We start from the raw sequence: 26,360 nt of genomic DNA on the forward strand, positions 1-26,360 counted from the left end.
GATGGTGTGCATCCGTAGGATCAAACGCGACTACCGCCCCCGGCGCGACCGATCGAGGGCAAATCGGTGAATCAGCAGCAGTGTCGACGGGTCCTGGATCTGCGCGCCATGCGCCATGTCAAGGGCCTCGTCGATCGAGAACCAGACGAAATCCGTGTGCCCGAGCTCATCGGCGGCGTATTCCCTCACCCGCCGGCAGTCCTGTGCGATATACAGCGCCACGCGTGCAGCGAGAATGCCCGCCTCCGGCGTCATTCGTCCGGCATCGATCAGGTCGTCCTTGTCCACGATCAAGCCCGCCTCTTCCTCGAGTTCGCGGGCCGCGGCATCTCCCGGCGATTCACCGGCCTCCACGAATCCTCGCGGGACTTCCCACGTGAGCTCGCCGATCGCATGGCGGTAGAGGCGAAGCAATCCGATCCGTCCCTCCATGACCGGCAACACGCTCGCGCCGGTGACCAGGTCTTCCGAGACCGCCTTGGGCGCCACCACAAGGTAGGCCGGGACTTCGGCTCCGCCGTCTTCCACGATGTGATCGAAGTACACGTCGAACACCTGGTTCTCGGCAATCAGGCGACGGGTCTTTAGGGTTATTCGTGACCTGGATTCACTGGGCATGCTCTTCCTTGGCAGATGTCGTCACTGGACCGACGAGCCCGAGCGCCTCCGCATCGAGGTGGAAAGGCCGAGGCGAATATCCGAAATCCGTTGCCGCGTCAACGTGATCGAAACACAGGTCCCGTTGCATCCTCTTCGCCATGTCGGGGGACAGTCCGCGATAGCGCGGCAGCCGTCGCAAGAGCGCGATCATTCCTCTGAGGACCGGTTCGGGCAACGAAACCAGGACAGGCACGCGATCCAGAGCGTGAAACACCCTGACAACGATTTCACGATAGGAAAGAGTCTCGCCGCCACTCGCGCCATAGGCCTTGCCGAACGTAAGCGGGTTGTCCAGGACGGCCACGCATGCCGCTGCGAGGTCGTCGGCATGTACCGGCTGGCGAAGTCCGCACGCTCGCCCCCACGAGGGGGAAACACCGAAGCTTTCTGACAGTGTTCGCGATCTTGGTCACGTTGTCGTCGCGGGCACACCCGTACGTCATGGTGGGACGGAGCACCGTCCAGGCCAGGCCGTACGCGACAGCAGCCGCCTCGAGGGCCGCCTCGGCCTCCTGAGTCCGCCGGGCGAATTCCCGGTCTTCGACACTCGGCGAAAGCGCTTTGTAGAACATGGCTGTCGTTCCGAAGGCCACGATTCGTCTGACGCCTGCCTCCGCGAGCGCTTCGAGCAATGGGGGAAGCAGTAGCAGGGGCGGCAACCAGATGAGCGCTGCGGGACGACCGGCCACCTGAAGCTTTGCGGGGATCTCATGCAGACTCACTTCGTCGACCGGAACGCTCGTTTGCCACGGCGGAGGCGATCGCGAATAGACGTCGACCCGCCGTCCGCTGCGGACCAACCTTGGAACCAGGAATCGTGCCACTTGGCTCGACCCGCCCACCAGCGCAACGTGCTCGGTCTCGGCCGTCATCGCCTGCAGATCTCCCATCCGTCTGGCATTGCGGCCCATCGCGCGACGTCGCGAAGGACCTTCCCGATGCCATAATAGCGGCTGTGAGTGGAGTTGACTTCTTCCTCCAGGGCCTCGATGCGTGCGAGCCCGAAGAAGAGCGCCACACCCGTTCAAAGGGAGATCATGAAATTTCCGCTGATGCGCAACAACATCCTCCGAGAGGATCTCGACGCCGTGATCGAGCATCTCCGGCAGGATGATCCAAAGCTTACCCACGGAGCGAACGTGAAGGCCTTCGAAGCCGAGTGGTCGCAGTGGCTCGGGATGAAGTACAGCGTATTCGTGAACTCAGGCGCGTCGGCCAACCTGCTCACCATGGCCGTGCTGAAGATCCGGCATCCGCAAGGCGGCGAGGTGATCGTTCCGCCCCTCACCTGGATCTCGGACGTGGCTTCTGTCCTCCAGAATGGCTTCACCCCCGTGTTCGTGGATGTCGATCCGCGCACTCTGGCGATGGATTCGTCGGCTGTTCTCCGCGCCGTGACGCCTCGTACTCGCGCCGTGTTTCTCACCCATGTCCAGGGGTTCGACGGGTTGACGGACGAACTGGTGGCAGAGCTTGAGCGGCTGGGCGTCCCGCTCATCGAAGACGTCTGCGAGTCGCACGGCGCCACTCACGGCGGACGCAGGCTGGGCAGCATTGGCTGGATCTCGAACTTCTCCTACTACTACGCGCACCACATGAGCACCATCGAAGGCGGCATGGTGTGCACCAACGACCCCGAGGTTTACCAGCAGATCCGTATGCTGCGATCTCACGGCATGGTCCGTGAGGCAGATGACCCGTCGGTGCGGGCTGCGTACCAGAGCACCCATCCGGAGCTGAATCCCGACTTCATCTTCGCGTACCCTGCTTACAACACGCGCAACACCGAGATCGGCGGCATCCTCGGGCGGAGCCAGCTGAAGCGGCTGGACGCCAATGTGGCGCAACGAACGCGCAATCTCCTTCGATTCCTGGGCCGGATCGACAGCAACAAGTACCGGACGGACTTCAAGACCGAGGGATCCAGCAACTACGCCTTCAACCTCATCCTGCGCCGCGGCGACGACAGTTTGGTCACGCGCCTGATGGAACGCATGCGGGCGGAAGGTATCGAGTTTCGCCGTGGCAGCGCCGGCGGAGGCAACCAGGTGAGACAGCCTTACCTGAAGGGCATCGTCCCGGCCAACCATCATCTGAACTTCCCGCAGACCGAACACATCCACTTCTACGGCTTTTACATCGGCAATTTTCCCGATCTGCGGGACAGCGAAATCGACGAGCTCTGCGCCATCCTCAACGCCGTGTGAAGGAATGACAGCAGCCATCGTCCTTGCTGGAGGGCTCGGCACCCGGTTGAGAAGCACCGTGCCGGACGTGCCAAAACCCATGGCGCCCATCGAGGGGCGGCCTTTCCTCGAATACCTTCTCGACTACTGGATCGGCCAGGGAGTCGGATCGTTCGTGCTCTCCGTGGGATACATGCACGAGGTGATTCGCGCCCACTTCGGCGAACGGTATCGCGGTGTTCCAGTTCGCTACTCGATCGAGGAAACCCCCCTGGGCACAGGAGGCGGCCTTGTTCTTGCCGCGCGGGAACTGCACTCGAACGCCCCCTTCCTGTTGTTAAACGGGGACACTTACTTCGCCGTGAATCTGCGGGAACTTGCGGCATTCGCACAAGGCGAGGACCCCGACTGGACTTTTTCACTGTTCCGGGCCGGCGAGGCGGGCCGCTACATGGGCATGCAGGTTCAGGCCGACGGCAGGATCACCTCGCTTCGATCCAACACCGAGGACATCGGACGGCTCGCCAACGGTGGCGTCTATCTAGTGCACCCGCGATCCTTGGCAGCGCTGGATCTGCGAGCTGGTGACAAGCTCTCACTCGAGGAAGAGGTGTTCGCCACGGCACTCGCTGCAGATCAGCGCTTCTTCGGCCTGGAGTTTCAGGCAACCTTCATCGACATCGGCGTGCCCGCGGACTACCACCGTGCTCCGGCGGTGCTGCAGAACTGATTCCACACTTCGACGAAACAGCAGGGAGCTGAAATGACCTACAACATCCTCGTGACCGGCGGTGCGGGCTACCTCGGATCGACGCTGGTCCCCGACCTTCTCGCCGCAGGCCACCGGGTGACCGTGATCGACAACTTCATGTTCAAGCAGTCCAGCTTGAACCACGTGTGTCATCAGGCCAGCTTCAACGTCGTGAAAGGCGACATCCGCATCGAGAGCACGATGGCGCCATTGCTCGCCAAGGCCGATGTCGTCATACCGCTGGCCGCTCTCGTGGGGCTCCCTCTATGCACGCTCGACCCCGTGGGTGCGACAACGACGAATCACGACGCGATTTCCCTCATGCTGCGGCTGCTGTCGAAGGAACAGCGCGTGCTGATGCCGACCACCAACAGCGCGTACGGGACGGGTGACGAGAACAATTTCTGTACCGAGGAATCGCCGCTGCGGCCGATCTCGCTCTATGCCAAGGAGAAGGTTGCCGTGGAACAGGAGCTGATGCAGCGCGAGAACGCCATCTCCTTCCGGCTCGCCACGGTGTTCGGGATGTCGCCCCGGATGCGGATCGACCTGCTGGTCAACGACTTCACCTACCGTGCCGTCCATGACCGTTTCGTCGTCCTGTTCGAAAGCTCGTTCAAGCGGAACTACATCCATGTTCGCGACGTATCTCGAGTCTTCCAGCATGGTCTCGCCAACTTCGGCAGCATGCGCGGGCAGATCTACAACGTGGGACTGTCCGACGCCAACGTCTCTAAGAAAGAACTTTGCGAACACATTCAGAAGCAGCTCCCCCAGTTTGTGTTCATCGATGCTCCGGTCGGAAAGGATCCGGACCAACGCAATTACATCGTGTCCAATGCAAAGCTTGAGGCAACCGGTTTCCAACCGTCCATGTCTCTGGATGCGGGGATCGCCGAACTGATCAAAGGCTTCACGATGATCAAGAACTCCATCTACGGAAACGTCTGAGGCGGTGGGCTCAAACCCCGCCACACTGGCTGGTCGCCCCAGGCACCGAGACGAATCAACGCTGCCTGCCCGCGGCTGCAGTACTTCCCGGCCGTCGACGGCGAGCTATGCCGGTGCGCCCAGTTTCATCAAACGGAGCGAGCGTCGGAACCCTCGTGTAAGCCTTATCCTGCTCGACTGGAGCGTGCGCGAGAGTTTCCACCTGCTGCACTATCTCAGCCTCCAGGACGTTCCGCGAGAGTGGTTCGAAGTGATCGTGGTGGAGTACTACCGCGTGTGTCGAATGCGGTCCGCAGCGTCGAGGATCAGGTGGACACCTGGCTGCTTCTGGGGATGCCGGAAGACTGCTACTACCACAAGCATCTGATGTACAACGCGGGGATCTTCGTCGCCAACGGCGATATCTGCGTGATCTGTGACTCCGATGCGATGGTTCGCCCGGGATTCATCCGGGCGATCATCGATGCGTTCGCTCTCGCGCCGGACATGGTCCTGCACCTCGACCAGTTCCGCAACATTCGCAAGGATCTCTATCCCTTCGCCTATCCCACATTCGAGGAAGTGACAGGACGCGGATGTATCAACAACGCGGGCGGCATTACAAGCGGACTGTCCGACGAGCGTGACCCTATACACGAGCGCAACTACGGTGCCTGCATGTGTGCCCGGAGGAAAGATCTGATCGCCATCGGCGGATCTGACGAGCATCGAGACTACCTCGGACATGTCTGTGGGCCCTACGACATGACTTTTCGACTCGTCAACAAGGGTTTGCGGGAGGTCTGGCATCGCGAGGAATTCCTCTATCACAGCTGGCATCCGGGTCAGGCAGGCACTGACAACTATCTGGGTCCTCATGACGGCCGCCAAGTGTCCACGACTGCGCTCGATGCACTGGCCAGAGGAAGAGTGTTCCCCCTGGTCGAAAACGACTCGATTCGAGCCCTTCGACAAGCTGTCCCAGGGGCTAATGCCCAGGACGGGTTTCGTATCCGCTTCGAGTACCGGGACGAGTGGCGCAGAAGTACGTTGCAGCGCAACGACCGCTGGGTGCCAGATCTACCTCGTCGCGAGCTGTGGCACGGATACGTGATGGAGTCGATTGATGGTGAACTCGTCGCATACCCGCGCGTTCTCGACGATCTTCGCCTGCGAGACCACCGGCTAACGGCGGAACTGAGGTGCACATCAGAGGAGGAGATGCGGCGACTGTTGAGGCAGCAAGTTCCCTTTTCACTTGTCCTGCTCATGCCGGTAATCGGCGCCGCAACGTACCTTTCCCGCGCAGCCGGACTCGGTTACCTGTTCTTGCGCCGTCGACTGGCACGTCGAATTGCCCACTAGGAGACTCCACCTTGAGTGTCGCTCGACGCATCACCTCCCGCTGGCGCCAGTTCGTGCTCGAAACACATCTGCGTCACTCAACATTCAAGGCGCTGCTGGTGAATCTCGCCATTCTGAAGCGGCATCTCGAGCCGTCGCAAGTGGTGGTGGTGCTGGTGGACAGTTGGCGGGAGGCTGCCTTTCTACGCTTGCTCGGCGCCATGGGGATCATTCGCAGGTCTCACGTTCGAGTGGTACGACGGACGGAAGATGTTCCTCTTGTTCTCATGCCTGCGGCCCAGGCTGACGCACTCTTTGTAGTCACCGGCACGCTGTTCTCCCGGTATCACTACCTCATGGCAGGAGCGCGTGACACCATAGGCCTTCTAGTCATTTGACACGGATATCGCCGCGCTGAGAGCCACCGTGAGCGAAAATCCTGCCGAAGAAGTCGAAGAGGGGCAAGCATGATCGAAGAAATCATCACTGTGGCGATCTGCACCTATCGCCGATACGAGTTGCTGAACCGGGCGCTCGGTTCCTTTTCCCGACAGACGCTGGATCGCCGCCTGTTTCGCGTGCTCGTTGTCGACAACACCGACGATGCGGAGCAAAGACGCGCGTTTGCCGCCAGCATGGCCGGGGAGATGGGTATCGAGGTGGCGACGTCGGAGCCGCCCGGGCTTTCGCGTGCGCGCAATGTCGCCATGAATCTATGCCGCACTCCGTTCATCGCGTTCATGGACGATGACGCAATTCCAGATCCGAAGTGGCTCGAAGCGCTGGTCGCTGCATTTCGGACCTCCGGCGCCGCGGTTGTGGCGGGACCCATCGAGCCCGAGTGGCCCCGGCCGCGCCCCTCGTGGGTACCTGACAAGTACATCGCATGCTTGACCGTGCTCGACTACGGGCCGGAAAGCCGTCCTTTGAGCGAGTTCGAATTCGCGTACGGGACCAACATGGCATTCGATGTCCAGGCGTTGCGCGGCGCCGGTGGGTTCGACGTGAGCCTTGGGCGCACGGGAAATCGCACCCTGCTAAGCGACGAGGAGATTCGGACGCAGCTGGAAATCAAGCGAAACGGAAAGGCCTCGTACTATGCAGCCGATGCGCGCGTCACTCACCTTGTGCACGAGAATCGCATCCGCCGCAACTACTTCCGGTCTCGCATGGCGTGGCAGGCGGTCTCCACGCTCATTCACGACTCCCCACTTTGGTGGGCCGAGCAATCTCGCGACGAACTGATGCGCTCCGCTCGTGCCCTGGGAATCGAAGTGGCGGTCGAACGACTTGCCTGTGACGGAGACTCCCGCACGTTCGGTGCGCAGATCGACTTCATCTACCACCTGCTGCTGCTCCTTCTCAACGCGAACACCGAGCCGGACGAGGTGTTCGAGAGACTCTCCCACTCGCTCGTGCGCGCACCTGCACAGGATCATGTCCCGGCCAGGCACACGCAGACATCCGGAATCGGAAGGCTCGTCACACCGATATCGAACGCCACGAAACACCTGTTCGTCGACGCTTCTTCGTCGCATGCCTTTCTGTACGACGCGTACGGCGACTTGCCTGCCAGCCAGCTTGTCCGACTGGCAGGCAGTCTGTGGGATTCGCGAGACACGGATCTGGATGAGCTCCTTCACCTCATGGAAGGCGGGACTCTGGAGTCAGTGACATTCCTGAGTCTCGAAGCGTTCGTCTACGGCCCCAGCTGGCCCCGATTCAAGCGGTTCCTGACCGAAACAGAAGTGCCGGTCTTCGGAATCCTTCACCGCTTTCCGTGGGACAGCAATCACGCGTCCAATCTCCAGCAGATTTCCTCGCGTGTTCGCATGATGGTTCTGGCGGAGGCGATGGCCGAGCGGTTGAAATCGGAGTTCGGTCTGGACGACGTGGAGTACCTGCCTCTTCACCCGACCCACGCTTCTTACGTAGGGCGGGATCGTACCCTCGTGAAAAGCCGAATCGGTGCACGGCCAGGGCAGGTGATCTTTTCTGCACTCGGGGAAGCCAGGAAGGGCAAGGGAATCGAACTCATGCTCGATGCCCTTGATCGCGTGCCGCCTGCGCGACGCCGCGAAATCTTCGTGCTCCTCGGTGGCCGGGCGAAGGACATCACGCGAAATGAGGTCTGCGGTAGGGTCGAGCGTGCCGGTTACGATGCTCACGTTGCGCTGCGCTCTTCCGATGACCCACTGAATTACGCCGTGCTTTCGGAACGTGAACTTGGCGAGTTCATGAACGCGACGGACGTGGGCATGCTGCTGTATCAGGAAGACCAGCGCAATTGCATGAGCGGGGTCCTGCCGAACTACGCATGGGGAAACCGACCGGTCATTGCGACCAGAAACAGCATTGTCGGGAGACTTGCCGCCAAATACAATTTGGGTGTGCTGATAGAAAACGAAGACCCGAACGAAGTCGCTGCCGCGATGGTCCAGCTCGTGGATGCGTTTCGCGAGGGGGACATCGGGCGCTACCGGAGTGCAGACTTTCGCCGGTCCATTGAGAGAAGCGAGGTGATAGCCCGGCTCTCGGAAATTCTTCGAAGTCCTATTTGTCGACAGCCGGGTCGGAACCGTGAAGTCGCGCTCACAATGCACGGGTGATGTGAATCCATCGCCACCGACAGGCCAATCAGGGACAGCGCCCGAATGAACTTCGACCAGTATGTGTCCTCTCCACCTAGCCTTCATTCGTGGGATGGCGGGCTGACATGGAACACCGGGGGATTCTCCGGTCAGGAACTGAAAGCTCTCCACGAGTTCATTCGCAGCCATGTCGGGCCACGGCCCCGGATCCTGGAAACAGGTGCAGGCAATTCGACTCTCACCTTTCTTTTCCTGCAGCCGACCGAGGTCGTATCCATCGCGCCGGAACCGGCGCTTTTTGAACGCATTCGCGCGTTCTGTGCGGAGAACGGCATCGATGAAACCCCTCTGTCCGCTTACGTCGACTGTTCTCAGTGGATTCTGCCGAAGCTCGCCGAATTGAGGCTTGCGACCGACTTGTTCGAGTTCGCGCTGATCGATGGAAGTCACAACTGGCCTCTTGTCTTTCTGGATTTCTTCTACTGCAACTACCTGCTTCGGCCGGGCGGATTCCTGATGATCGACGACATGCAGTTACATTCGGTCAAGGAACTGGGCCGAATGCTGCTCGAACAGCCGGGTTTCGAATTGGTGCTGGACATGGGAAAGTCGCTGATCTTCCGCCGTTCCGGCGATCAGCGGGAGCTGGGCGAGTGGATCACGATGCCCTATATCGTGCGCAAGTCCGCTCAATACGGTCAGTCCGAAAATCCCTTTGCCCCGTGAGTGCGAGTCTTTGCAGATTCGGACCGACGTGGTCCAGAGTAGATTCGTGCAGCGCTCGTTGACGCAGGATCTCGATTCCCCGTTCGACCGCGGCTATCATGCCTCGCGAATCGCAGTCTCGGCACGATCCGCATCCGTGGTGGCACGACGCTTGGCCACGTTGCTGCCGGGTCTGAGGTCCGTTGTCGATGTCGGCTGCGGCACCGGATGCTGGTTGAACGAGTTCCGTTTGTGCGGAGTCGATCGCGTCCTGGGTCTGGATCTGTGCTTTCCCGATGACGACCTGATGCATGTCGATTCGTCCGAATGCCTGACCCGGGATGTCTCCTCGTCGCTCGAGTTGGAGGAGCGATTCGATCTCGCGCTTTGTCTGGAAGTCGCACAGTACGTGGCGCATGAGCGTGCCGACACCCTGATATCGAATCTGACCGGATTGAGCGACGTGGTTCTGTTCAGCGCGGGAATCCCGGGTCAGGGCGGCATTCCAGGTTCCAATGAACAGTGGCTCGGCTACTGGGCGGCACGATTCCGTCGGGTCGGATACACGTGCCATGACCTTCTGCGCGCGGAGTCCTGGTACGACGATCGGATCGATTGGCGCTATCGCCAAGGCATGGTCCTGTTCGCTCGTGGAGAGGTGGCTCGCGCGCTCATGGACCGGGCGTCGATAACAGGCGACACGGCACAATTCATGGCCCTGGACGTTGTTCATCCGGAAGGCTTTGTGGAGACGCTCCACGCTGCGCGGCTAGGCGCGTCATCCCCTGGCGAGATGCTCGACCGCCTCGCAACGAATGCTGAAGTGCACGCGCTGCGCAGCCGTCTGGAAGAAATCGAAAGGAGCACGAGCTGGCAGATCATGACGTCGATTCAGCAGTGGGCAAAGCGCCGCCCATGGCTGCTGACGCTTGCGCGAAAGATCGGCCGTCCGCTCGCCACGCGGCTCAGGTCGCCGCGCTGATCCTTATCGCCGGGTTCGAGGGCGGCTATGCCTGGTCTCGGCAGGCGTGGATGTCGTACCAGAGCGGATTTCCCTCGCCTGGTGACTCGAGCACTTGCATCCACTGCGACCGAAGCTCATCGACGGAACACCACATTCCGGGAAGCTCGTCTCCGAAGAGCCCCGTTGACCCCCATTCGAAAACAGCAGGCACGTAGGCACCCTCCCTGGCGGGATCGGGGGGCAGTTGCTCGGGTACGAGTCTCTGGTCGATCAGCTTGAACCGCTGGTAGCCCAAACGGTCGAGTTCATCGAGCCATTTCAGACCCGGCCCCGTCTCGACGGAGACGTATCGCGGCCGTTCACTGAAATCATGCAATGCCTTCAGGACGGTGAGATCCATGCCTTCGATATCGACCTTGAGATAGTGAGGTACGCCGTGGCGCTGGATCAGGTCAGCCAGCGGCACCGTTGCAACCCTTATGACGTGAAATGCGCCTCCACGTGAGCCGATGTCTTCGTGAAACGAACTCCATTCATGGTGGGTGTGGTTCACCCAGAAGTTGAACTCGCCACGCTGCGGTCCGACGCCGATGTTTTCCACCACCAGACGCCCGGCCGTGATCTCGGAGACAAACTGCCGGGAGACTTCTTCCGCAAGCATCGGATTAGCCTCAACGCCAACCACGCGAAAACCCTTGCGAAGGTAGAACCTGGTGTCCTGGGCGGTGTTCATGCCGAGGTCAATGATGAGTTGATCGTTCATCTTCCGTCCTGATTTCTGGTCAAGGCCAGCAGATGCAGTCTTCGGCCCTGGAATTCTATGCTTCCAGCTTCCTTGAGAACGGGGGGGAGCTGGGCCAGCAGGCGAACGAAACCCTCCGTGTTCGTCACGTACGGGTCGATCGTGTTGAGGCCTGGCTGCAATGGCAGTTCATCTACCAGGACATGGTCGAACCCCTCGGCGATCAGCCAGCCCTGTATGTTGTCGGGCTTCGAGAAATCGATCGCCGCACCGGTGAAATGTGCCCTCACCTTGCTTCGCCGTTCCTGCAGGAGCGTGTTGACGGCGTGCGGATCGAACCAGGGAACCCCTCGTTCCGTACAGTGTGCCTGAGGCGCCCGGTAGCAGTGCGTATGAATTGCCACGTATCCGTGCTGCAGCAGACGAACGAGGCCTTCGGCGACGATGACATTCCGGTCGGCGTCCTTCGCGGGTGGCAGCATTCCCTGGGTGAGCGTCGACAGGCGAGCCGTGACGGGAAAGTCGAACGCCAGATTGTTCGCGAGCGTGGACACGTAGAGAACGGCCAGAAGAAGCCCGAGCAGCCACCGCCGAAGCCACGGAAACATGCCGCCCGGGGCCAGTATGACGAGCACGGCACCGGTCACTATTACGAGCATTCCGGCCATGATCCGGCGCGGATCTCCCGTTCCGGTATAGAGCAGAAGCCCGAACATCACCGGAAACATCGCAAGGCCGGTCCCCAGCACGCGGAATCGCTTCCGAGGACCCCGCGCCTTCGCCGCCGTCGCCACCCCCGATGGACGCCATGACGGCCAGAGGTAGCAAAGCGGCCAGCACCGGGGGCGAGTAATAGGAAAGCGTCTGTTGCAGGGCAGCGCCGATGTCGACACCCGCCAGGCGCCTGTCAGTCAGCCGCGCCAGGTCGCCCAGGGACGTCTCGTAGGCCCATGCGTACAGAACGGTGAAATACGGAAGGAACCAGGCCAAGCCCACGATCACTCCTCCTAAGACCGAGGCCAACAGCGGACGAACGATGAAGATACGCCTCGCGAAATAGCCGATCGCTACGCAGAGGCAAGTGAACGTCAACCAGCGAGTCCGCGAACCGGCACCCGTACCCCACAGCCATCCCGTCAGGATGGCACCGCCGGTCAACATGCACACCAGAACGAGATCGCGCCGGTCTATCAGACCCTTCCTCATCCCGGCGATCAGACTGACTAGTATCGGCAGCGCGCAAGTGAGAGCCGTCTCGATGGGCCGCACCGTGGACATTCCTCCCAGCCAGAGGCCCGCGAGAACGAAGTGACGGCGATTTCCCGTGCGGAAAGCTTCGAGCAGGTGGAACAACCAACCGAGGGTCATACCGAGCCACAGCATCTCCGACATGTAACTCGTCGTGTACTTCCCGAACCATGGCATGGTGCAGACGACGAGACTGCCCACGATCGCCCAGGGTACACGAACGAAGACGCAGAGCAGACGAAACGCATACGTGGCCGTGAGCAGCGCGGCCACCGTGAGTGACAAGGCGACTGCGGGAATGATCTTGCCGCCGGCGATAACGAAGAAGGGTACGCAGAATGCCGGAAACGAGATCGGACGCCACCCTCTGACCTGGTACAAGCCCTTGAGGCCTTCCCAGAATCCGACGTCGAAGCGCTCGACAATCTTGAGCGCGTTCTCGACGAAGTTCGCGCCATCCCATATCGGGACTTGCGAATTTACCGCATGCCACGGAAGTATGAGTCCGGCCAGCACGCTCCAGACGATAAGGAGACCGGCGAACTGCGGGACTTGCCGGGCAGAGGAGTACACGTTGTTCATCGGCAACCGCGGTACATATACCTGGGCATGCGCGGAAACATCCAACGCCCTCTGCACACCCGGCAGGAGAGGATTGCACAACGTGAGAGCTTCATCGCAGCAGCGGGATTGGCTGGAGTGTTACCCTTCCTGTTCAAGTTCCCTATTCCGGTGCCGAATTTTACAGATCCGGAATCCTGAACGTCCCTCCAGCGTGTCACCGCCGCGCTCATCGCACGCGAACTCCACATGATCGACATCCGCAATTGTCACACCGTCTGCCTCGCACTGGGCCCCTATCGCAATCTCACCACGCTCACCGCCGCCACGCTTTTCCTCCATCCGGGGTGCCAGGTGCTCAATCACGCGGGAGGCAGGATCCTCGGAGATGCGCGATACGATTTTCTCCTGCACAACTCCAAGGACACCGTCGATCGTTTCTTGACCCACGCCGTGGAGATGTCGTTAGGCGGAGAACGCGGAGACGCGGGAGGTTCCATCCTGCTCTCCCACGCCTTCGATGATATCCACCCGATGCGCGCCCTCTACACGAGTGTCGATGGACGGCCGCTCAAGAAACGCATCGACTGCCTGTTCTGGAAAGAATCCCTGCGCACCTCTCTCCACATCAGGCAACACGGCATCGATGTCGGCGCCCTGCTGCACGCCGAACCGCGTCTCAGGTTCATGATGCCCGTGCGTAACCCGCTGGACTGCGCTGCGTCGAACATGGCAACCGGACACGCGGCATTGTTCCCGGATCTGCCGAAACGCGCCTCCACGACCGACGTGCTTCGTGCTGTCCTGCGCGAGCTGGCCTGGTTCGGCGAACTTCAACAAAAGCACCCGGACCGGTTTCACTCCTTCTTCGAATTCGAAATCTCGCGCCTCTCGCTGTCCGGCATGGCGTCATTTCTGGGGCTGGAACCGAACCGTGCCTGGCTTGATGCGGCGCAAGCTGCGATGACCGTGCGTCGGGGCCGCCAGCACGAGCCTGGACTGATTGCGGCATATCGAGCCATGGTGCAAGAGCTGTTCGAGGAAAACGCCCAATGGAGCATGAAACTACTGAGATTCGTCGGCGACGGTCCCACGGGGGAGGCATCGTGACCAGGCAGCCTTCGAGGCCTCGACCACCACACCACAGGTCGCAGTGCTCCGGAGTGGAGCCGGGCGCTAGTCCGCCAACGGTACGCATTCATGCGGAGATGGCCCGCCGTTTCCGCCGCCGCACGTGTCATCGACCCCAGGCGCTGCCGTCGCTCCACTTCAGAACCTTGCCACCGCCGAGAAGAAACGCGTGGACCCGCCAATCCGCGGCCACCAGGACCTTGTCTTCTTCGATCGCACACTTGCTCCGCAGGCCTTTTTCGTTGACGCAGACGAGCGCATCGCCTTCCACCAACACTTTGGCCACTTCGGCCCCCACGTTCCAATCGCCACTGATAACACCAGGCTTCATTTCGCCGGCATCCGACGGAATGTCGTACTTTGGCGCGGCGGCGACCTGGGACGGCGCAGTCTCCGCGGGCTTTGCCGGTTCCTCGCTCTTGCCGCAACCGCCAAGCGCCATGATCATTGCCGGCACGACGATCCATTCCCGCATCATCACCACTCCCGAAGATAAGGTTGTCGGATCCACGCCCGTCGGGCGAGTAGTCGAAGCGCGGCAGCCCGGACGTCAAGGCGACAAGACGGGGTCGTCGCTCGAGCATGAGATGCCTCGAAAAGATCAATCGTGAAATATACCTGAACATCGTTGCGTGGGGATCCTCGCGCTCTCGTTCGGCACGATCCTGCATTTCCTGGGCGACTATCAGGTGGTCTGGGCCCACCCGGAAAATCTCGTCAAACGCGAGGCCATGCTGGCTTGGACAGGGTCGGGCGGTCCGGGGATCCGGGACATGTTCAACTGGCCCGTCTGGGAGGCCGGCGCCCCCGAATGACGCGTCTTCTATCGAGTGCTGGTGAACTGGTGGACACCCGTCTGCGGGGCTGGTTCGCCGAATTCGCGCTGCCGCATCCCTCCTTTTCGATAGCGTGGATCTTCGCACTGACGCTCGCCCCCTGGTTCCTGTACAGGACCTTGCGGAGCCTCGGGCGCCCCTCGTGGCAGTCATTGCTGGGCACGGCACTATTCGTGTCCTCGCCTGCCGTGCTTTCTCTCGTTGCCATGGGGTTTCGCCCTGGCAAAGCCATGGCACTGTGCTTCATCAATGCACTCGCCTACCTTACCGTTCGTCTTCACGTGACGCTGTCACCTCATTCCAGCAGGTGGGCAGTGACGCGCGCCTATCTAGTCATCTGCCTCGTGCTCCTCGTCTCTCTCTTCACCGACGAGATCGCGTTCTTCTCTCTATTCGTGATCGCCTGCCTTTGCCCGTGGAACCGTAGCCGCATGGCGTTCGCGCTGCCTATCCTGGCAGCCGGAGTCGCGCTGTCCTATCTGTGGATCGCGACGACGGTACTTCCGGCCCTGCATGCCATGGCAGGCTTTCCGGTCACATGCTTCCATCACTGCAGCAACGGCCGGTACAACCTGCTGGACAAGGCCCTGTCGATATTCACGCTCGATCAGACGGCGAGCGGGTACGCGGAACTGGGTACGGCAGTGATGGTGGACGCGGGACTGGCGTTGCGAGACCTGTCAGGTCTCGCTCTGATGTGGGCACCAGGATGGGGCCTGCTGAAGTTCCTCGGGATCGCGACCCTCGCTGCCTTGACGGTTGCGCTATATCTGAGACTGCGGCAGGGGACCCGCTCCGGACAGGTCAATGCCGGGCAAACGGGGCCGGTGTCCCGTTGGGCCTGGCGCGCGACTCTGCTGTTTGCGTCGGCACTGCTATTCCACGGCGGACTCATGTGGATCACACCGCATCCGATCTGGGGAGTGTATTGGTACGGTGTCTTCACCGGATTGCCTTTCGTCCTTCTCGTGACCACAATGCTCGGAACGCACCGCGGACCATTGCCGGCGCTCCTGCTCGGCATGGGCATGCTCATCACGGCCAACTTCGCCAACTTCGTTTCCACGAACTACGCCTACAAGGACTATCACTACTATCCGCGCAGAGCGCAAACACTCTCCGATATCTTCCTGATGAAGACGAACAAGTTCGCCTTGACGGATGCGCGGTCCGCCCGTTACAACCTGCGCGAGCTAACCCGAGACTTCTTGCGTCTCGGAAAGAACCTCGATCGCATAGAATTGCCTTTTGAACTGGAGTATCTGCTTCAGGAGACGCGCGTCTGCCCGTGGGAATTCGACTATTACGACCGCGTGGCGCGGAATGACGGAGTGGTCACCATCATGTGCTTCTCCACCAGGTTGCCGGCCCTCGCCGCCGGACTGGCGGCGGCGAGGGCCGATCCCGCGGGCAGAACGCCTGGCCAGATGCGGGTCTGGGTCGGCCTTTACGACGAGGGCGGGTATGCCGATCTCCGGCGCAAAGCCTATATCGCGCTCTCCGACGAAGGCACCCTGTACGTCGTCAATGGTGCTGGCGACCGGGCTGCCGCCACCGACAAAGGCGATACTCTCGAGGTGCCGGCCTGGAAGCTGTCGGGCCGGTACGACAAGAGCACTGAATCGATACGATGGGACAATGGCTCGGTGTGGACATTGAATCCGCAGTTGCCGGTGTTCCCCGGCGCATCGCATTCGACGGATTCTGGCGATAACGAAATCCGGTCCTGAACCGGTGACAGACAGAGACCATGCGTCGTGGCTAAGGCAAGAAGAGCGTTGATCTGCGGTATTGGCGGGCAGGATGGCAGCCTCCTGGCGGTGCATCTTCTAGGCAGAGGATACGAGGTATGGGGAACGTCGCGCGACTCCCAGATATCTCGGTTCTCCACGCTTCAGGAACTGGGCGTCAAGGACAGCGTCACCCTGCTTTCCATGGCGCCGAACGATTTCAGGAGCGTGCTTTCGGCGCTCACGAAAAGCAATGCCGATGAGGTATATTTTCTGGCCGCGCAGAGTTCAGTCGGCCTGTCGTTTGAACAGCCTGTCGAGACCCTCGAGAGCATCACTTCCGGAACGCTCAACCTTCTGGAGGCAATCCGGTTCCTCGAAAGACCCATCCGGATCTACCACGCGAGTTCGAGCGAGTGCTTCGGGGAGCTTGGTCACGTGCCGGCCACTGAAGAAACGCCGTTCCGACCGAGAAGTCCGTATGCCGTCGCCAAAGCCTCGGCGCACTGGCTGGTGGCCAACTACCGGGATGCCTACGGATTGTTCGCCTGCAACGGCATACTTTTCAACCATGAATCACAGTTTCGTCCGGAACGATTCGTGACACAGAAGATCGTATCGGCCGCCGCGCGTATCGTGAACGGCTCCGGCGAGACTCTGACCCTCGGGCGGCTGGACGTGGTGCGAGACTGGGGCTGGGCGGAGGAATACGTGGACGCCATGTGGCGCATGCTTCAGCAGGACGTTCCCGACGACTACATCGTCGCAACGGGAGAGGCGAATTCCCTGGCCGACTTCGTGAGGGAGGCCTTCGCCGATCATGGGATGGACTGGAATGATCACGTGAAGACGCATCGCGACCAGTATCGACCTGCCGACATCGCGTGGAGTTGTGGAGACCCGAGCAAAGCGCGCGTCAGTCTCGGCTGGGAGCCCCGCATCCGCATGCGTGGCGTCATCGAGAGGATGAGCAAGGCGCTGATGGAAAAGACGGCACGCGACTGAAGGCTCACCGTGCTGCAAGTCATCCGTCCACGGCTCCCGGAGACAGCGCCAGATGCGCGACGGGCTACTGTCTCGCGGTCGTGCGGATCTTGCGCGCCGCAGCCGATGCACTCGGACCGCATCCTATCGTCTACCAGCATCCTCGCGCATTCATGACCAAGCTTCCACCGATTCTGCAGAGCTTCTGGAATCATCGTGCACTGGTCTGGCAGATGACGCGTCGGGAGGTGATCGGCCGCTATCGAGGTTCCGTGCTCGGCATCGTGTGGTCGTTCCTCACCCCGCTCCTGATGCTGGCCATATACACGTTCGTGTTCAGCTTCGTGCTCAAAGCCCGCTGGGGAGCCGAGACCGGGTCGAAGACCGAGTTCGCACTTTTTCTCTTCGCCGGGCTCATCGTTCACGGGCTCTTCGCAGAGTGCGTCGTCCGAGCGCCCTCGCTTATTCTTTCGAATCCGAACTATGTAAAGAAGGTCGTCTTTCCTCTCGAGATGCTCCCGTGGGTCTCCATGGGGTCGGTTCTGATCCACTCTCTCCTGAGCGTCATCGTACTGCTGACTGGCTACGCTTGGATCTATGGGGGAATCAACTGGACCGTCGTGTTTCTTCCGTTGATTCTCGCTCCGCTGATCGTCTTCACGATGGGCGTGAGCTGGTTTCTTGCGTCCCTGGGCACGTACGTGCGAGACATCGGACAGTTGGTGAACATCGCCGTGACCGTGCTGCTGTTCATGAGCCCCATCTTCTATCCGGCCTCGGTGTTGCCCAAGGAGATCCGGCCGCTGCTGTTCCTCAATCCACTCACCTTTATCATCGAGCAGGTACGAGACGTCGTCGTGGTCGGCAACAATCCCGCCTGGTTTCGACTGGGCGCGTACGCACTGGTGAGCCTGTGCGTGGCGCAGGCCGGCTTCTCATGGTTCCAGAAGACCCGAAGAGGCTTCGCAGATGTCCTCTGAATCCGCCATCCGCGTTTCAGGAGTGGGGAAGTGCTATCACATCTACCGCCAACCCCGCGATCGACTCCTTCAATTCTTGAGTTCCGGGCGCAAGTCGCTTTACCGGGAGTTCTGGGCTGTACGGAACGTGTCATTCGACGTTCGGCGCGGCGAGTCTGTCGGCATCATCGGCCGCAACGGCTCCGGCAAGTCCACTCTTCTGCAGATTGTTTGCGGCACGTTGACACCAACCCAGGGAGAGGTCGACGTCCGGGGCCGCGTGGCGGCCTTGCTGGAACTGGGAGCCGGCTTCAGCCCCGATTTCACGGGCAGGGAGAACGTCTTCATCAATGGTTCCATCCTGGGCCTTTCCACCGCGGAACTCGAAAGGAGGTACGAAGAGATCATCGATTTCGCGGAAATTGGCGAGTTCGTCGACCAACCGATCAAGACCTTCTCGAGCGGAATGGTGGTGCGCCTGGCGTTCGCCATTCAGGCCTGTGTGGAACCGGACATCCTTGTGGTGGACGAAGCTCTTGCCGTGGGGGACGAGCGCTTCCAGCGGAAGTGCTTTGCCCGGATCGAGGATCTGAAACGCAAGGGGACGTCGATCCTTTTCGTTTCGCACGTGGCCGAGACGGTGCTGTCCCTGTGTGACCGAGTCCTTCTGCTCGATCATGGTCAGCGTCTCGCAATGGGAGCTCCCTTGGCGACTGTCCGCGCGTACCAGCGCCTCATCTATGCGCCGCGCGAGGAGCAGGAGTCGCTCGCGCGCCAGATGCAGGAGGGCGATTCCCGTCAGTCCCTGGACAGTCCGGGGACCTTGTCGGCATCATCGCCGCAAGAGGAAGAGGCGGCCCCACCATCCTTATGCGGCTTCGACCCGGATCTGGTGCCCACATCGACCGTGTCCTATCCGGTTCAGGGCGCTGAAATCGAGGACATACGGATCGTGGATGACTTGGGTCGCGTCGTGAACGTGCTCGAGCCAGGTCGTGCCTACACTGTGATCTCGGCAGGCATCTTTCACGGCGAGGCCAGGCTCGTGCATTTCGGGATCCATCTGCGCAGCATCAACGGCATCGTCGTAGCGGGTCAGCGGTATCCGCACCAGGGCGAGACACTTGAGCGGGTGCCTTCGAACTCCCGTTTCGAAGTGAGATTCCGCGTGGAAATGCGGTTGCCGCCAGGATGCTATTTCATCGGAGGTGGCGTGTGGTCCAATCATGAACCCCAGTGCCTGCATCGCATCGTCGACAAGGCGATGTTCCGGATGCTCTCACCAGAGCGCCAGTACGCATTCGGCCTCCTCGATTCCGCCGCCGAGCCTCCCCGACTGCAGTTGAGGCGAGACAATGGGTCACCGGCCTGTGCCAACGACACTGTTGCTGGTGGACTGTACTCTTGACCGGAACGATGTTTACGTCCGAACGCCTGCCCGGACATCTTCACACTCATTAGGTATGCTCAGTTTCTCATGAGAAGCGTCTTCATCTGCGGATCCGGCCGAAGCGGAACCAGCATGCTCGCCGGCATGTTCTCCGATGGCGGTTACTTTCAGGGAGATGACCTCTATCAGCCTCGCGAGGCCAATCCCAAGGGCTTCTTCGAGAACTGGACGATCAACACCCTCAACGAGAGCATCGTCGTCTCGTCGGTCGAGGAATCGTTCGGCGCAGAGGCCTCCGCCTTTCTCAAGAGCTACTACCGCGACGGCCAATACTGGCTGGCAAGGCTTCCCGCCGAGTTCCGCTGTCACCCCACCGTCAGTCAGTCGGCCCAGATCTCGGCGCTCACTGCCCGTACGCCCTTTGCGTACAAGGACCCTCGCTTCTGCTTCACTATCGACGCATGGATGGATTCCGCACCGGGGTCGGTGGCACTTTGCGTCTTTCGCCATCCTGGTGCCGTCGTCCGGAGCATTCTGCACGAGGCTCAAAGCGCTTCGTACCTGCATGACCTCCGGATCAGCGTAGCAGACCTGTATGAGGGCTGGAGGAACATGTACCTGCGCGTTCTGGGCCTCAGACGGTCCGGTCGCGAGATCTATTTCCTCCATTACCCCGATCTGTTCGAGACGCACGTCCAGGATGCGCTCGAGACCCTCGTCGGTACTGCACTGAACAGAGCGTTTCCGGAACGCAGACTGGAACGCCAGCGATCCGATGGAGAACTGGACAGTTGGAGTTCCGCGCTCTTTGAGGAGCTCATCGCAATCTCTTCCCTCCAGTTTGCCGAGCAGACTCCGACAAGGGCCGGCGCCGTGTTGAGAGCGTTCGAATCGACCCGAGCGCCGTGCGTGCCCCGCTTCGAAAAGGCTGGCACATCGGGCGATTCCCCCGAGGGACCGGACGCGTTGCCCATTCCGATCAGCAGCGACTTCGTATTCTCTCCAAGTGCCATTCGCGGCCTGTATCTCAGAATCCACGAAAGCCAGATGGCGATCGCGGTGCAGGTGCGCGATGCGACGGCATACAACGAGTTGACTCGCGCAACCGTGGCAAGGATGGAGGAAAAGCTCGCCGCTCTGGAAGGCAGCTTGAATGCGCGTGCCTCGACCTCCAGTGACGTCGATTCGGCCCTCGCGTCCCTGCACGCAGTTCTTGAACGCAGCCTGCGCGTCGAGGAAGGACACGCGCAGCGCATCACATCGCTGGAGAACGATCTCGCGAAGTATGCGGAGACGATCTCACGCCTGCGTGGAGAGTTGGATGAGCGAGGCTCTACGACGGATCTGCTGGTGGAGGCTCACGCCCGACACACGGAGGATCTTCAAGCCCAGCTCCGCCAGCACGATCAAGCCGCCAGGGAATTGCTGACGAAACTTGAGGAAGTCCACTCCTTGCGCAGCCAGGAGCAGTCGGAGCGGGAAGATCTGCGCTCGCAATTGAGGAGTGCCGAATCTGAACTGGACCGTCAACGAGCCGAGAAGGATGCGCTGCTTGTCCGATTGCAGTCCCGCGAAGTGCAGTCGCAGCGAGACGAAGCCCGGCATGTGGAGTTGGCCGGACAACTGGGCAGCACTGTCGCGGAACTCGAGAATCTCCGGCGACAGAACGAGGGTCACCTGGCGGAAGCCGAGTCGTTGCGATCCAGTATTTCGTCGCTCGATGAGCAGCTTGCGCGCCGCAATCTGGAGATGGATGAAGTGAAGGCCTCGCTTGAACAGAAACGCCAGATGGAAGCGAGAATGGTGGCCGAGCAGACCGTGGCCAACGAGCGGCTGATCGCGCTTGGTCACGAGATCGAGGAACTGCAGCAGAGGATCCGATTCATTCTCGGATCCAAGTCATGGCGTCTCACGGCGCCGCTGCGCGTTTTCCGGAGCTGGCTCTCCTGAACGGTTCGCAACCCAGATGATCGATCAGACTGGTTCCCACCAGGTGACGCGCTCGAGTTCTTGTGTCGACCGCAAAGCGGGCAGGTGCGTCATCTCTACCGAACACGACGCAGTGGAGGTTCACGTTCGCAGCGCGCCTCGATTCGGCCTGAAGCACCTCTTGTTCATCGTCGTCCTTGGTCTGACGGTCGCAGCGCTTCTGTTCATGAAACAGCGCGGCTATTTCGTTCCAGAGACAGTCCTGGCGCTGCTCAGACAACATCCCACTATCGCGCCCGTGCTCTTCGTGTCTGTGTACGCGATCATGGTGTTTGCGCTGTTACCGACCCTGCCGATGAATTTGGCTGCCGGATTCTTGTGGGGCACATATCTCGGGACGCTTTACACGGTGATTGGCGCCACGCTCGGTGCGCTGCTCGCGTTCCTCACAGCTAGGTATCTGCTGCGCGATCACGTGCTGAGGTTGGCACGAGGAAGGACACGCAACTGGCTTGCCACCGAACTCGCCGGCCCGGGGTGGAAGACCGTGGCATTCACCCGGGTGAATCCGATCTTTCCTTTCGGTCCCGTCAACTGGCTGTTCGGTGTGAGCGCCATTCGCGTCTGCCCTTACTTCTGGGCGACGTTCGTCTTTGTCGCACCTCCAGCAATGTTCATTGCAGCCATCGGCGCGTCGGTAGGCAGCTTGGTCCTGGCCGGTGAAACCCGTGCGCTGGTCGTGAACGTCATGACCGCTTCGGCCGTTGTCACTGCGATTGCCTTCGGCGCGCCGCTGCTGCGCAAGCATCTATCCCGTCATTCCTGAATCAATGATATCGATGAGAACAACCCTGCTCGTGATGACCCTCAACGAGATCGACGGAATGCGGGCCATCATGCCCCAGGTGAACAGAAGCTGGTGTGATCAGATCATCGTCGTCGATGGGGGCTCCACGGATGGAACGATCGAATGGTCGCGCGAGAATGGATACGAGGTGTATATCCAGAAGCAGCGAGGATTTCGTCATGCGTATACGGAGGTCATGCCTCTGGTCACTGGCGATGTGATCATCACGTTCAGCCCGGACGGAAATTCCATAGCGTCGCTCATTCCGGATCTGATCCGGACGATGGCCCAGGGATACGACATGGTGATCGCGTCTCGCTATCTCGATGGCGCAAAGAGCACAGACGACAGCCTGGTGACAGGCTTCGGAAACTGGCTGTTCACCAAGACTGTCAATCTTCTCCACGGTGGCCGCTACACCGACGCGATGGTCATTTTTCGCGCGTATCGAAAGGAGCTGGTGTACAAGTTGGAACTGGACCGCGACGATGCGTATTCCACGGCGGAGAAGCTGTTTTGCACCAAGATAAGCTGGGAACCACTGCTTTCCGTGCGGGCCGCCAAGAAGCGTCTCAGGGTGACCGAGATCCCAGGGGACGAACCACCCAGGATCGGAGGAAAGCGAAAACTACAGGTGCTCAAATGGGGCGCCGCATACTATTTCCAGTTCCTTCGTGAGTTGTTCTGCTGGAGATGAGCATTAACCGCCCTGGCCCCCTTCCAGCAACCCGCTTGTTCAGGGTGCACGCCATTCTGCTGAGCCGAGCACGAGAATTGTCGACTGCGACTACGCACGCAGAACAGGCCGTTCGGGACGAGTACCCACCCAACAGCACCGTCCATCCATGAATTCAGGATTCATCTCGCTGCTCCTGCCCACGCGGGGCAGACCCCAACTCGTGGAGCGGCTCTTCAAGAGCATTCGGGAGACAACCCACCAGCTGGATAGGATCGAAGTCGTCTTGTATGTCGACGAGGACGACGCACCGAGCCATTGTCTGGCTGACGAGGTGCTGCAGGTGGTTCGCATCGTGGGGCCTCCTGACACGATGGGCGCCTACAACACCAAGTGTCTCGAACGAGCCCGCGGCGACATCATCATGCTCGCCAACGATGACATGGTGATGCGGACCGGAGGATGGGACGACCGTCTGCGACAGGTGGATCTGGAATTCGCCGACAAGATCTATCTGGCGTATGGCAACGATCTCTTCAAGAACCGCGCGTGGTGCACGTTTCCAGTGTTGTCGAGACGAACGTGCGAGCTGCTAGCGGAGCCGTATCCCCCGGTCTACCGGGGTGCCTTCATCGACTCCCACCTCGTGGATATCTTTCAGAGACTGCAAAAAGCCGGGGAGCCTCGGATTCGCTACCTGCCCGATGTGATCTTCGAGCATCTTCACTACCGGGTCGGCAAGGGTGCCTTTGACGAAACCTACCAGCGGAGAGACCGCTTCAAAGACGATCCGACGTTCGTTTCTCTCGCGGGCACCAGAAAATCCGGCGCGCGCCGGCTGCTTCGCGTCATTCATGGCGAGTCCCCGGGGGCGTCAGATCTCACCCCCTCGAATCCATGCACTGCGGAGAGCATCGCTGGAGCGGTGATCCTCTACACACGCATTTTCCTGTTGGACAAAGACCTCCCGATCCGGTGGCGCGCGTTCCTCTGGTACTGGTTCGTCGGCCGCTACGTGGCAGCGCGAGGCTGGCTCGGGCCTCTGAGACGCTGATCGCCGGGTACAGGAGGTACGATGCCCGACGTCACGGAGCGATGAAAGGTCGACATCCGCGCTAACGATGCACTGCCGACTTGAACGTGGCCTTCATCCGCGCCACATCCGGATAGTAGACCTGCTCCAGTGTGAATCCCGCAGGCGTGGGAATGTCGGGCAATGCGACGCGACGGATGGGACCTTTCAGCAAGTGGAACCACTTCTCCGCCGCCAGACAACCGATCTCTGCGCAGACACCTCCCATGGACCATCCCGTATCCACGACCATCAGGCGCCCCGTCTTGGAAAGCGATTCCTCGATGATGCGTTCATCGAGCGGCTTCAGCGTGCGAAGATCAATCACCTCTACATCAATACCTTCGTCCGCCGCCAGTTGGTCGGCCGCCTGTCCCGCAAGTTCGATGGCATGCGACGCGCCCACCACTGTGAGATCCTTGCCGCGCCGGCGATACACGCCGTGACCCAGGGGCACCTGGTAGATCCCTTCCGGAACGACGCCGTCCTTCTTCATGAGCCAACGGTGCTCGAATACGAGGACCGGGTTGTTGTCCGCGATAGCAGCCAGCAGCAGCCCCTTTGCGTCCGCGGGAGTGGACGGCATGACGATCTTGAGCCCCGGCACACCCAGGAGAAGTCCCTGGATCGCCTGCGAATGTTGCGCACCCGATCCCCAGCCCCGTCCAATCGCAGCCCACACCACCATCGGCACGGTCGTCTGGCCGTTGTCCATGAAGTGGAACTTCGATGCGTGCGTGACCAACTGATTGAACGCGAGAAGGATGAAGTCCGGACGATTGTGCATGTAGACCGGGCGCATGCCGTTCATGGCAGCGCCGGTGCACATGCCCATCATCGACTCTTCTGCGACGGGTGTATCGAAGACTCGCTCGGCCCCAAAGATTTCCTGTAGGCCGCGCGTGGTGCCGAACATGGCACTCGGGTCGTCGACTCCCTGCCCCAGAACGAACACACCCGAGTCGTGCTGCATCGCGAGCGTCAAGGCCTCGTTTACGGCCTTCGGGTAGCTCAATACCCGTCCTTCCGACGGATCAGGCCCTTCGTATACGAGGGAGTTGACGAGTCCTTCATCCCAGGGCATGGCTCACGCTCCACTCAATCGCTGTACACATGGGTGTAGAGATCCTTCTCTTCCGGATTGGGGCTCGCGAGTGCGAACTCGAAGGCCTTCTCCGTTTCCGCCAGAGCCTCTGCCTGCATGCGAGCCGCCACGCCTTCCCCCAGAACGTTGCGGCGGGAAAGAAATTCGCTGAACCTTGAGATGGGATCGACGGCTTCCCAGTGCTCCCTCTCGGCGATGTCGCGGTATCCCGTCTTGCTGTCGTCGCCAGCTCCGCCATGCGCGCGGTAACGGTAAACACGGGCTTCGATGAACGTCGGACCGTCCCCGGCCCGCGCCCGGGCGACGGCTTCGAGCGCGGCTTCTCTCACCGCCAGAACATTGGTGCCGTCCACCCGAATACTCGTGACGCCGTGACCTGCCGCCCAGTCACGCAGGTCTCGCGTGGGTTGCCGGGTGGCCAGGGGCGACTGCACCGAATAGAAATTGTTCTCGCAGAAGAAGATCATCGGCAGGGCCTTCAGCGCGGCGAAATTGAGCGTCTCGGACACCACTCCCTCTTCGGTCGTCGCATCCCCCAGAAACACGGCCGCCACACGATCCGACCTGCGCATCTTGAGCGACAGGGCCGCTCCCGCTGTGATCGGCACCGCCCCCCCCACGATCGCGGAGGTGCCGACCATGCCGACACTCTTGTCGATGAGGTGCATCGAACCTCCCCGGGACGCCACGCAGCCATTGATCCGGCAGTGCATTTCGCAAAGCATCGCATTGAGATCGCCGCCTTTGGCCAGATAGGCTCCGTGCGTCCTGTGACCGCTGTAGAGCAGATCCTCCCTGGTCAGCGCAGCGCAAAAGCCGACAGCGGTGGCTTCCTGTCCGATCACCAGATGGATCGGCGTCTTCATCTGATCCTGGTGATAACGCCGTTCGATCTCTTCCTCGATCACACGGATGCGAATCATCGACTTCAGCAGGCCCAGCAGCTGGTCCGGTGATGCATTCAGGGTGCGGGTTTCCCAGTCGTGGAACCCGGTGCCCTCGTAGCGGTATCGAATCAA

The 26,360-nt window shown here is 60.8% G+C and carries 26 protein-coding genes; 18 read left to right on the forward strand and 8 right to left on the reverse strand.

Annotated features, from left to right (window positions below; all coding sequences use genetic code 11):
* Positions 1-30 precede the first annotated feature (30 nt).
* Both IPK20_02820 and IPK20_02825 read right to left on the reverse strand, forming a co-directional pair.
* Positions 31-618 carry an NUDIX domain-containing protein gene (locus tag IPK20_02820; protein MBK8015740.1) on the reverse strand — a complete coding sequence of 196 codons (588 nt, stop codon included), beginning with the start codon at positions 616-618 and terminating at the stop codon, positions 31-33.
* Positions 608-964, reverse strand: a complete 357-nt coding sequence (locus IPK20_02825) for a hypothetical protein (protein MBK8015741.1) — start codon at positions 962-964, stop codon at positions 608-610. The genes IPK20_02820 and IPK20_02825 overlap by 11 nt, the downstream gene beginning before the upstream one ends.
* 748 nt (positions 965-1,712) lie before the next feature.
* On the opposite strand from IPK20_02825, the gene IPK20_02830 reads away from it, so the two are divergent.
* From IPK20_02830 to IPK20_02865, 8 genes are all read left to right on the forward strand, one after another.
* Positions 1,713-2,867: a DegT/DnrJ/EryC1/StrS aminotransferase family protein gene (locus tag IPK20_02830; GenBank protein MBK8015742.1), complete on the forward strand. Its 1,155-nt coding sequence runs from the start codon at positions 1,713-1,715 to the stop codon at positions 2,865-2,867.
* Positions 2,868-2,871: 4 nt separating this feature from the next.
* Positions 2,872-3,576 carry an NTP transferase domain-containing protein gene (locus tag IPK20_02835; protein MBK8015743.1) on the forward strand — a complete coding sequence of 235 codons (705 nt, stop codon included), beginning with the start codon at positions 2,872-2,874 and terminating at the stop codon, positions 3,574-3,576.
* Between the two features lie 33 nt (positions 3,577-3,609).
* The gene (locus tag IPK20_02840; protein ID MBK8015744.1) at positions 3,610-4,548 is read left to right on the forward strand and encodes an NAD-dependent epimerase/dehydratase; all 939 of its coding nucleotides are present in this window, start codon (positions 3,610-3,612) and stop codon (positions 4,546-4,548) included.
* A 276-nt stretch (positions 4,549-4,824) separates the two neighbouring features.
* Positions 4,825-5,892, forward strand: a complete 1,068-nt coding sequence (locus IPK20_02845) for a hypothetical protein (GenBank protein ID MBK8015745.1) — start codon at positions 4,825-4,827, stop codon at positions 5,890-5,892.
* Between the two features lie 11 nt (positions 5,893-5,903).
* A complete protein-coding gene (locus IPK20_02850; protein ID MBK8015746.1) occupies positions 5,904-6,269 on the forward strand; it encodes a hypothetical protein in 366 nt (121 codons plus the stop codon).
* 69 nt (positions 6,270-6,338) lie between these two features.
* Positions 6,339-8,480, forward strand: a complete 2,142-nt coding sequence (locus IPK20_02855) for a glycosyltransferase (protein MBK8015747.1) — start codon at positions 6,339-6,341, stop codon at positions 8,478-8,480.
* Between the two features lie 45 nt (positions 8,481-8,525).
* Positions 8,526-9,188, forward strand: coding sequence for a hypothetical protein (locus IPK20_02860; protein ID MBK8015748.1), 663 nt, complete (start codon positions 8,526-8,528; stop codon positions 9,186-9,188).
* 139 nt (positions 9,189-9,327) lie between these two features.
* Entirely contained in the window at positions 9,328-10,149 is an 822-nt protein-coding gene (locus tag IPK20_02865) for a class I SAM-dependent methyltransferase (GenBank protein ID MBK8015749.1), read from the forward strand.
* Between the two features lie 25 nt (positions 10,150-10,174).
* Here the strand turns inward: IPK20_02865 and IPK20_02870 are convergent, their stop codons facing one another.
* The 3 genes from IPK20_02870 to IPK20_02880 form a co-directional block, all read right to left on the reverse strand.
* Positions 10,175-10,894: an FkbM family methyltransferase gene (locus tag IPK20_02870; GenBank protein MBK8015750.1), complete on the reverse strand. Its 720-nt coding sequence runs from the start codon at positions 10,892-10,894 to the stop codon at positions 10,175-10,177.
* Positions 10,891-11,622, reverse strand: a complete 732-nt coding sequence (locus tag IPK20_02875; GenBank protein MBK8015751.1) for a hypothetical protein — start codon at positions 11,620-11,622, stop codon at positions 10,891-10,893. Before IPK20_02875 ends, IPK20_02870 begins: the two co-directional genes overlap by 4 nt.
* 1,201 nt (positions 11,623-12,823) lie before the next feature.
* Positions 12,824-13,132: a hypothetical protein gene (locus IPK20_02880; protein MBK8015752.1), complete on the reverse strand. Its 309-nt coding sequence runs from the start codon at positions 13,130-13,132 to the stop codon at positions 12,824-12,826.
* 84 nt (positions 13,133-13,216) lie between these two features.
* On the opposite strand from IPK20_02880, the gene IPK20_02885 reads away from it, so the two are divergent.
* Positions 13,217-13,792 carry a hypothetical protein gene (locus IPK20_02885; GenBank protein MBK8015753.1) on the forward strand — a complete coding sequence of 192 codons (576 nt, stop codon included), beginning with the start codon at positions 13,217-13,219 and terminating at the stop codon, positions 13,790-13,792.
* A gap of 127 nt (positions 13,793-13,919) precedes the next feature.
* Here the strand turns inward: IPK20_02885 and IPK20_02890 are convergent, their stop codons facing one another.
* Positions 13,920-14,291, reverse strand: a complete 372-nt coding sequence (locus tag IPK20_02890; GenBank protein MBK8015754.1) for a hypothetical protein — start codon at positions 14,289-14,291, stop codon at positions 13,920-13,922.
* Positions 14,292-14,445: 154 nt separating this feature from the next.
* Here IPK20_02890 and IPK20_02895 point away from each other — a divergent pair, with 154 nt between their 5' ends.
* The 9 genes from IPK20_02895 to IPK20_02935 all read left to right on the forward strand — a co-directional run bounded on the left by IPK20_02895 (position 14,446) and on the right by IPK20_02935 (position 24,218).
* A complete protein-coding gene (locus tag IPK20_02895; protein ID MBK8015755.1) occupies positions 14,446-14,628 on the forward strand; it encodes a hypothetical protein in 183 nt (60 codons plus the stop codon).
* On the forward strand, positions 14,625-16,379 hold the full coding sequence (locus IPK20_02900; GenBank protein ID MBK8015756.1) for a hypothetical protein: 1,755 nt from the start codon (positions 14,625-14,627) through the stop codon (positions 16,377-16,379). The genes IPK20_02895 and IPK20_02900 overlap by 4 nt, the downstream gene beginning before the upstream one ends.
* Positions 16,380-16,406: 27 nt before the next feature.
* Positions 16,407-17,384, forward strand: a complete 978-nt coding sequence (locus tag IPK20_02905) for a GDP-mannose 4,6-dehydratase (protein ID MBK8015757.1) — start codon at positions 16,407-16,409, stop codon at positions 17,382-17,384.
* 212 nt (positions 17,385-17,596) lie between these two features.
* Entirely contained in the window at positions 17,597-18,343 is a 747-nt protein-coding gene (locus IPK20_02910) for an ABC transporter permease (protein MBK8015758.1), read from the forward strand.
* Positions 18,333-19,730, forward strand: coding sequence for an ABC transporter ATP-binding protein (locus tag IPK20_02915; protein MBK8015759.1), 1,398 nt, complete (start codon positions 18,333-18,335; stop codon positions 19,728-19,730). Before IPK20_02910 ends, IPK20_02915 begins: the two co-directional genes overlap by 11 nt.
* 69 nt (positions 19,731-19,799) lie before the next feature.
* The gene (locus IPK20_02920) at positions 19,800-21,662 is read left to right on the forward strand and encodes a hypothetical protein (GenBank protein ID MBK8015760.1); all 1,863 of its coding nucleotides are present in this window, start codon (positions 19,800-19,802) and stop codon (positions 21,660-21,662) included.
* Between the two features lie 160 nt (positions 21,663-21,822).
* A complete protein-coding gene (locus tag IPK20_02925) occupies positions 21,823-22,467 on the forward strand; it encodes a TVP38/TMEM64 family protein (protein MBK8015761.1) in 645 nt (214 codons plus the stop codon).
* A gap of 13 nt (positions 22,468-22,480) precedes the next feature.
* Entirely contained in the window at positions 22,481-23,185 is a 705-nt protein-coding gene (locus IPK20_02930) for a glycosyltransferase family 2 protein (protein ID MBK8015762.1), read from the forward strand.
* A 148-nt stretch (positions 23,186-23,333) separates the two neighbouring features.
* A complete protein-coding gene (locus IPK20_02935; GenBank protein MBK8015763.1) occupies positions 23,334-24,218 on the forward strand; it encodes a hypothetical protein in 885 nt (294 codons plus the stop codon).
* Between the two features lie 61 nt (positions 24,219-24,279).
* Here the strand turns inward: IPK20_02935 and IPK20_02940 are convergent, their stop codons facing one another.
* Together IPK20_02940 and IPK20_02945 are read right to left on the reverse strand one after the other, a co-directional pair.
* Positions 24,280-25,320, reverse strand: coding sequence for an alpha-ketoacid dehydrogenase subunit beta (locus IPK20_02940; protein MBK8015764.1), 1,041 nt, complete (start codon positions 25,318-25,320; stop codon positions 24,280-24,282).
* 14 nt (positions 25,321-25,334) lie between these two features.
* Complete coding sequence (locus IPK20_02945; GenBank protein MBK8015765.1) at positions 25,335-26,360, reverse strand: thiamine pyrophosphate-dependent dehydrogenase E1 component subunit alpha; 1,026 nt, start codon at positions 26,358-26,360, stop codon at positions 25,335-25,337.

It is taken from the genome of Betaproteobacteria bacterium (genome assembly GCA_016713305.1).
Classification (GTDB): domain Bacteria; phylum Pseudomonadota; class Gammaproteobacteria; order Burkholderiales.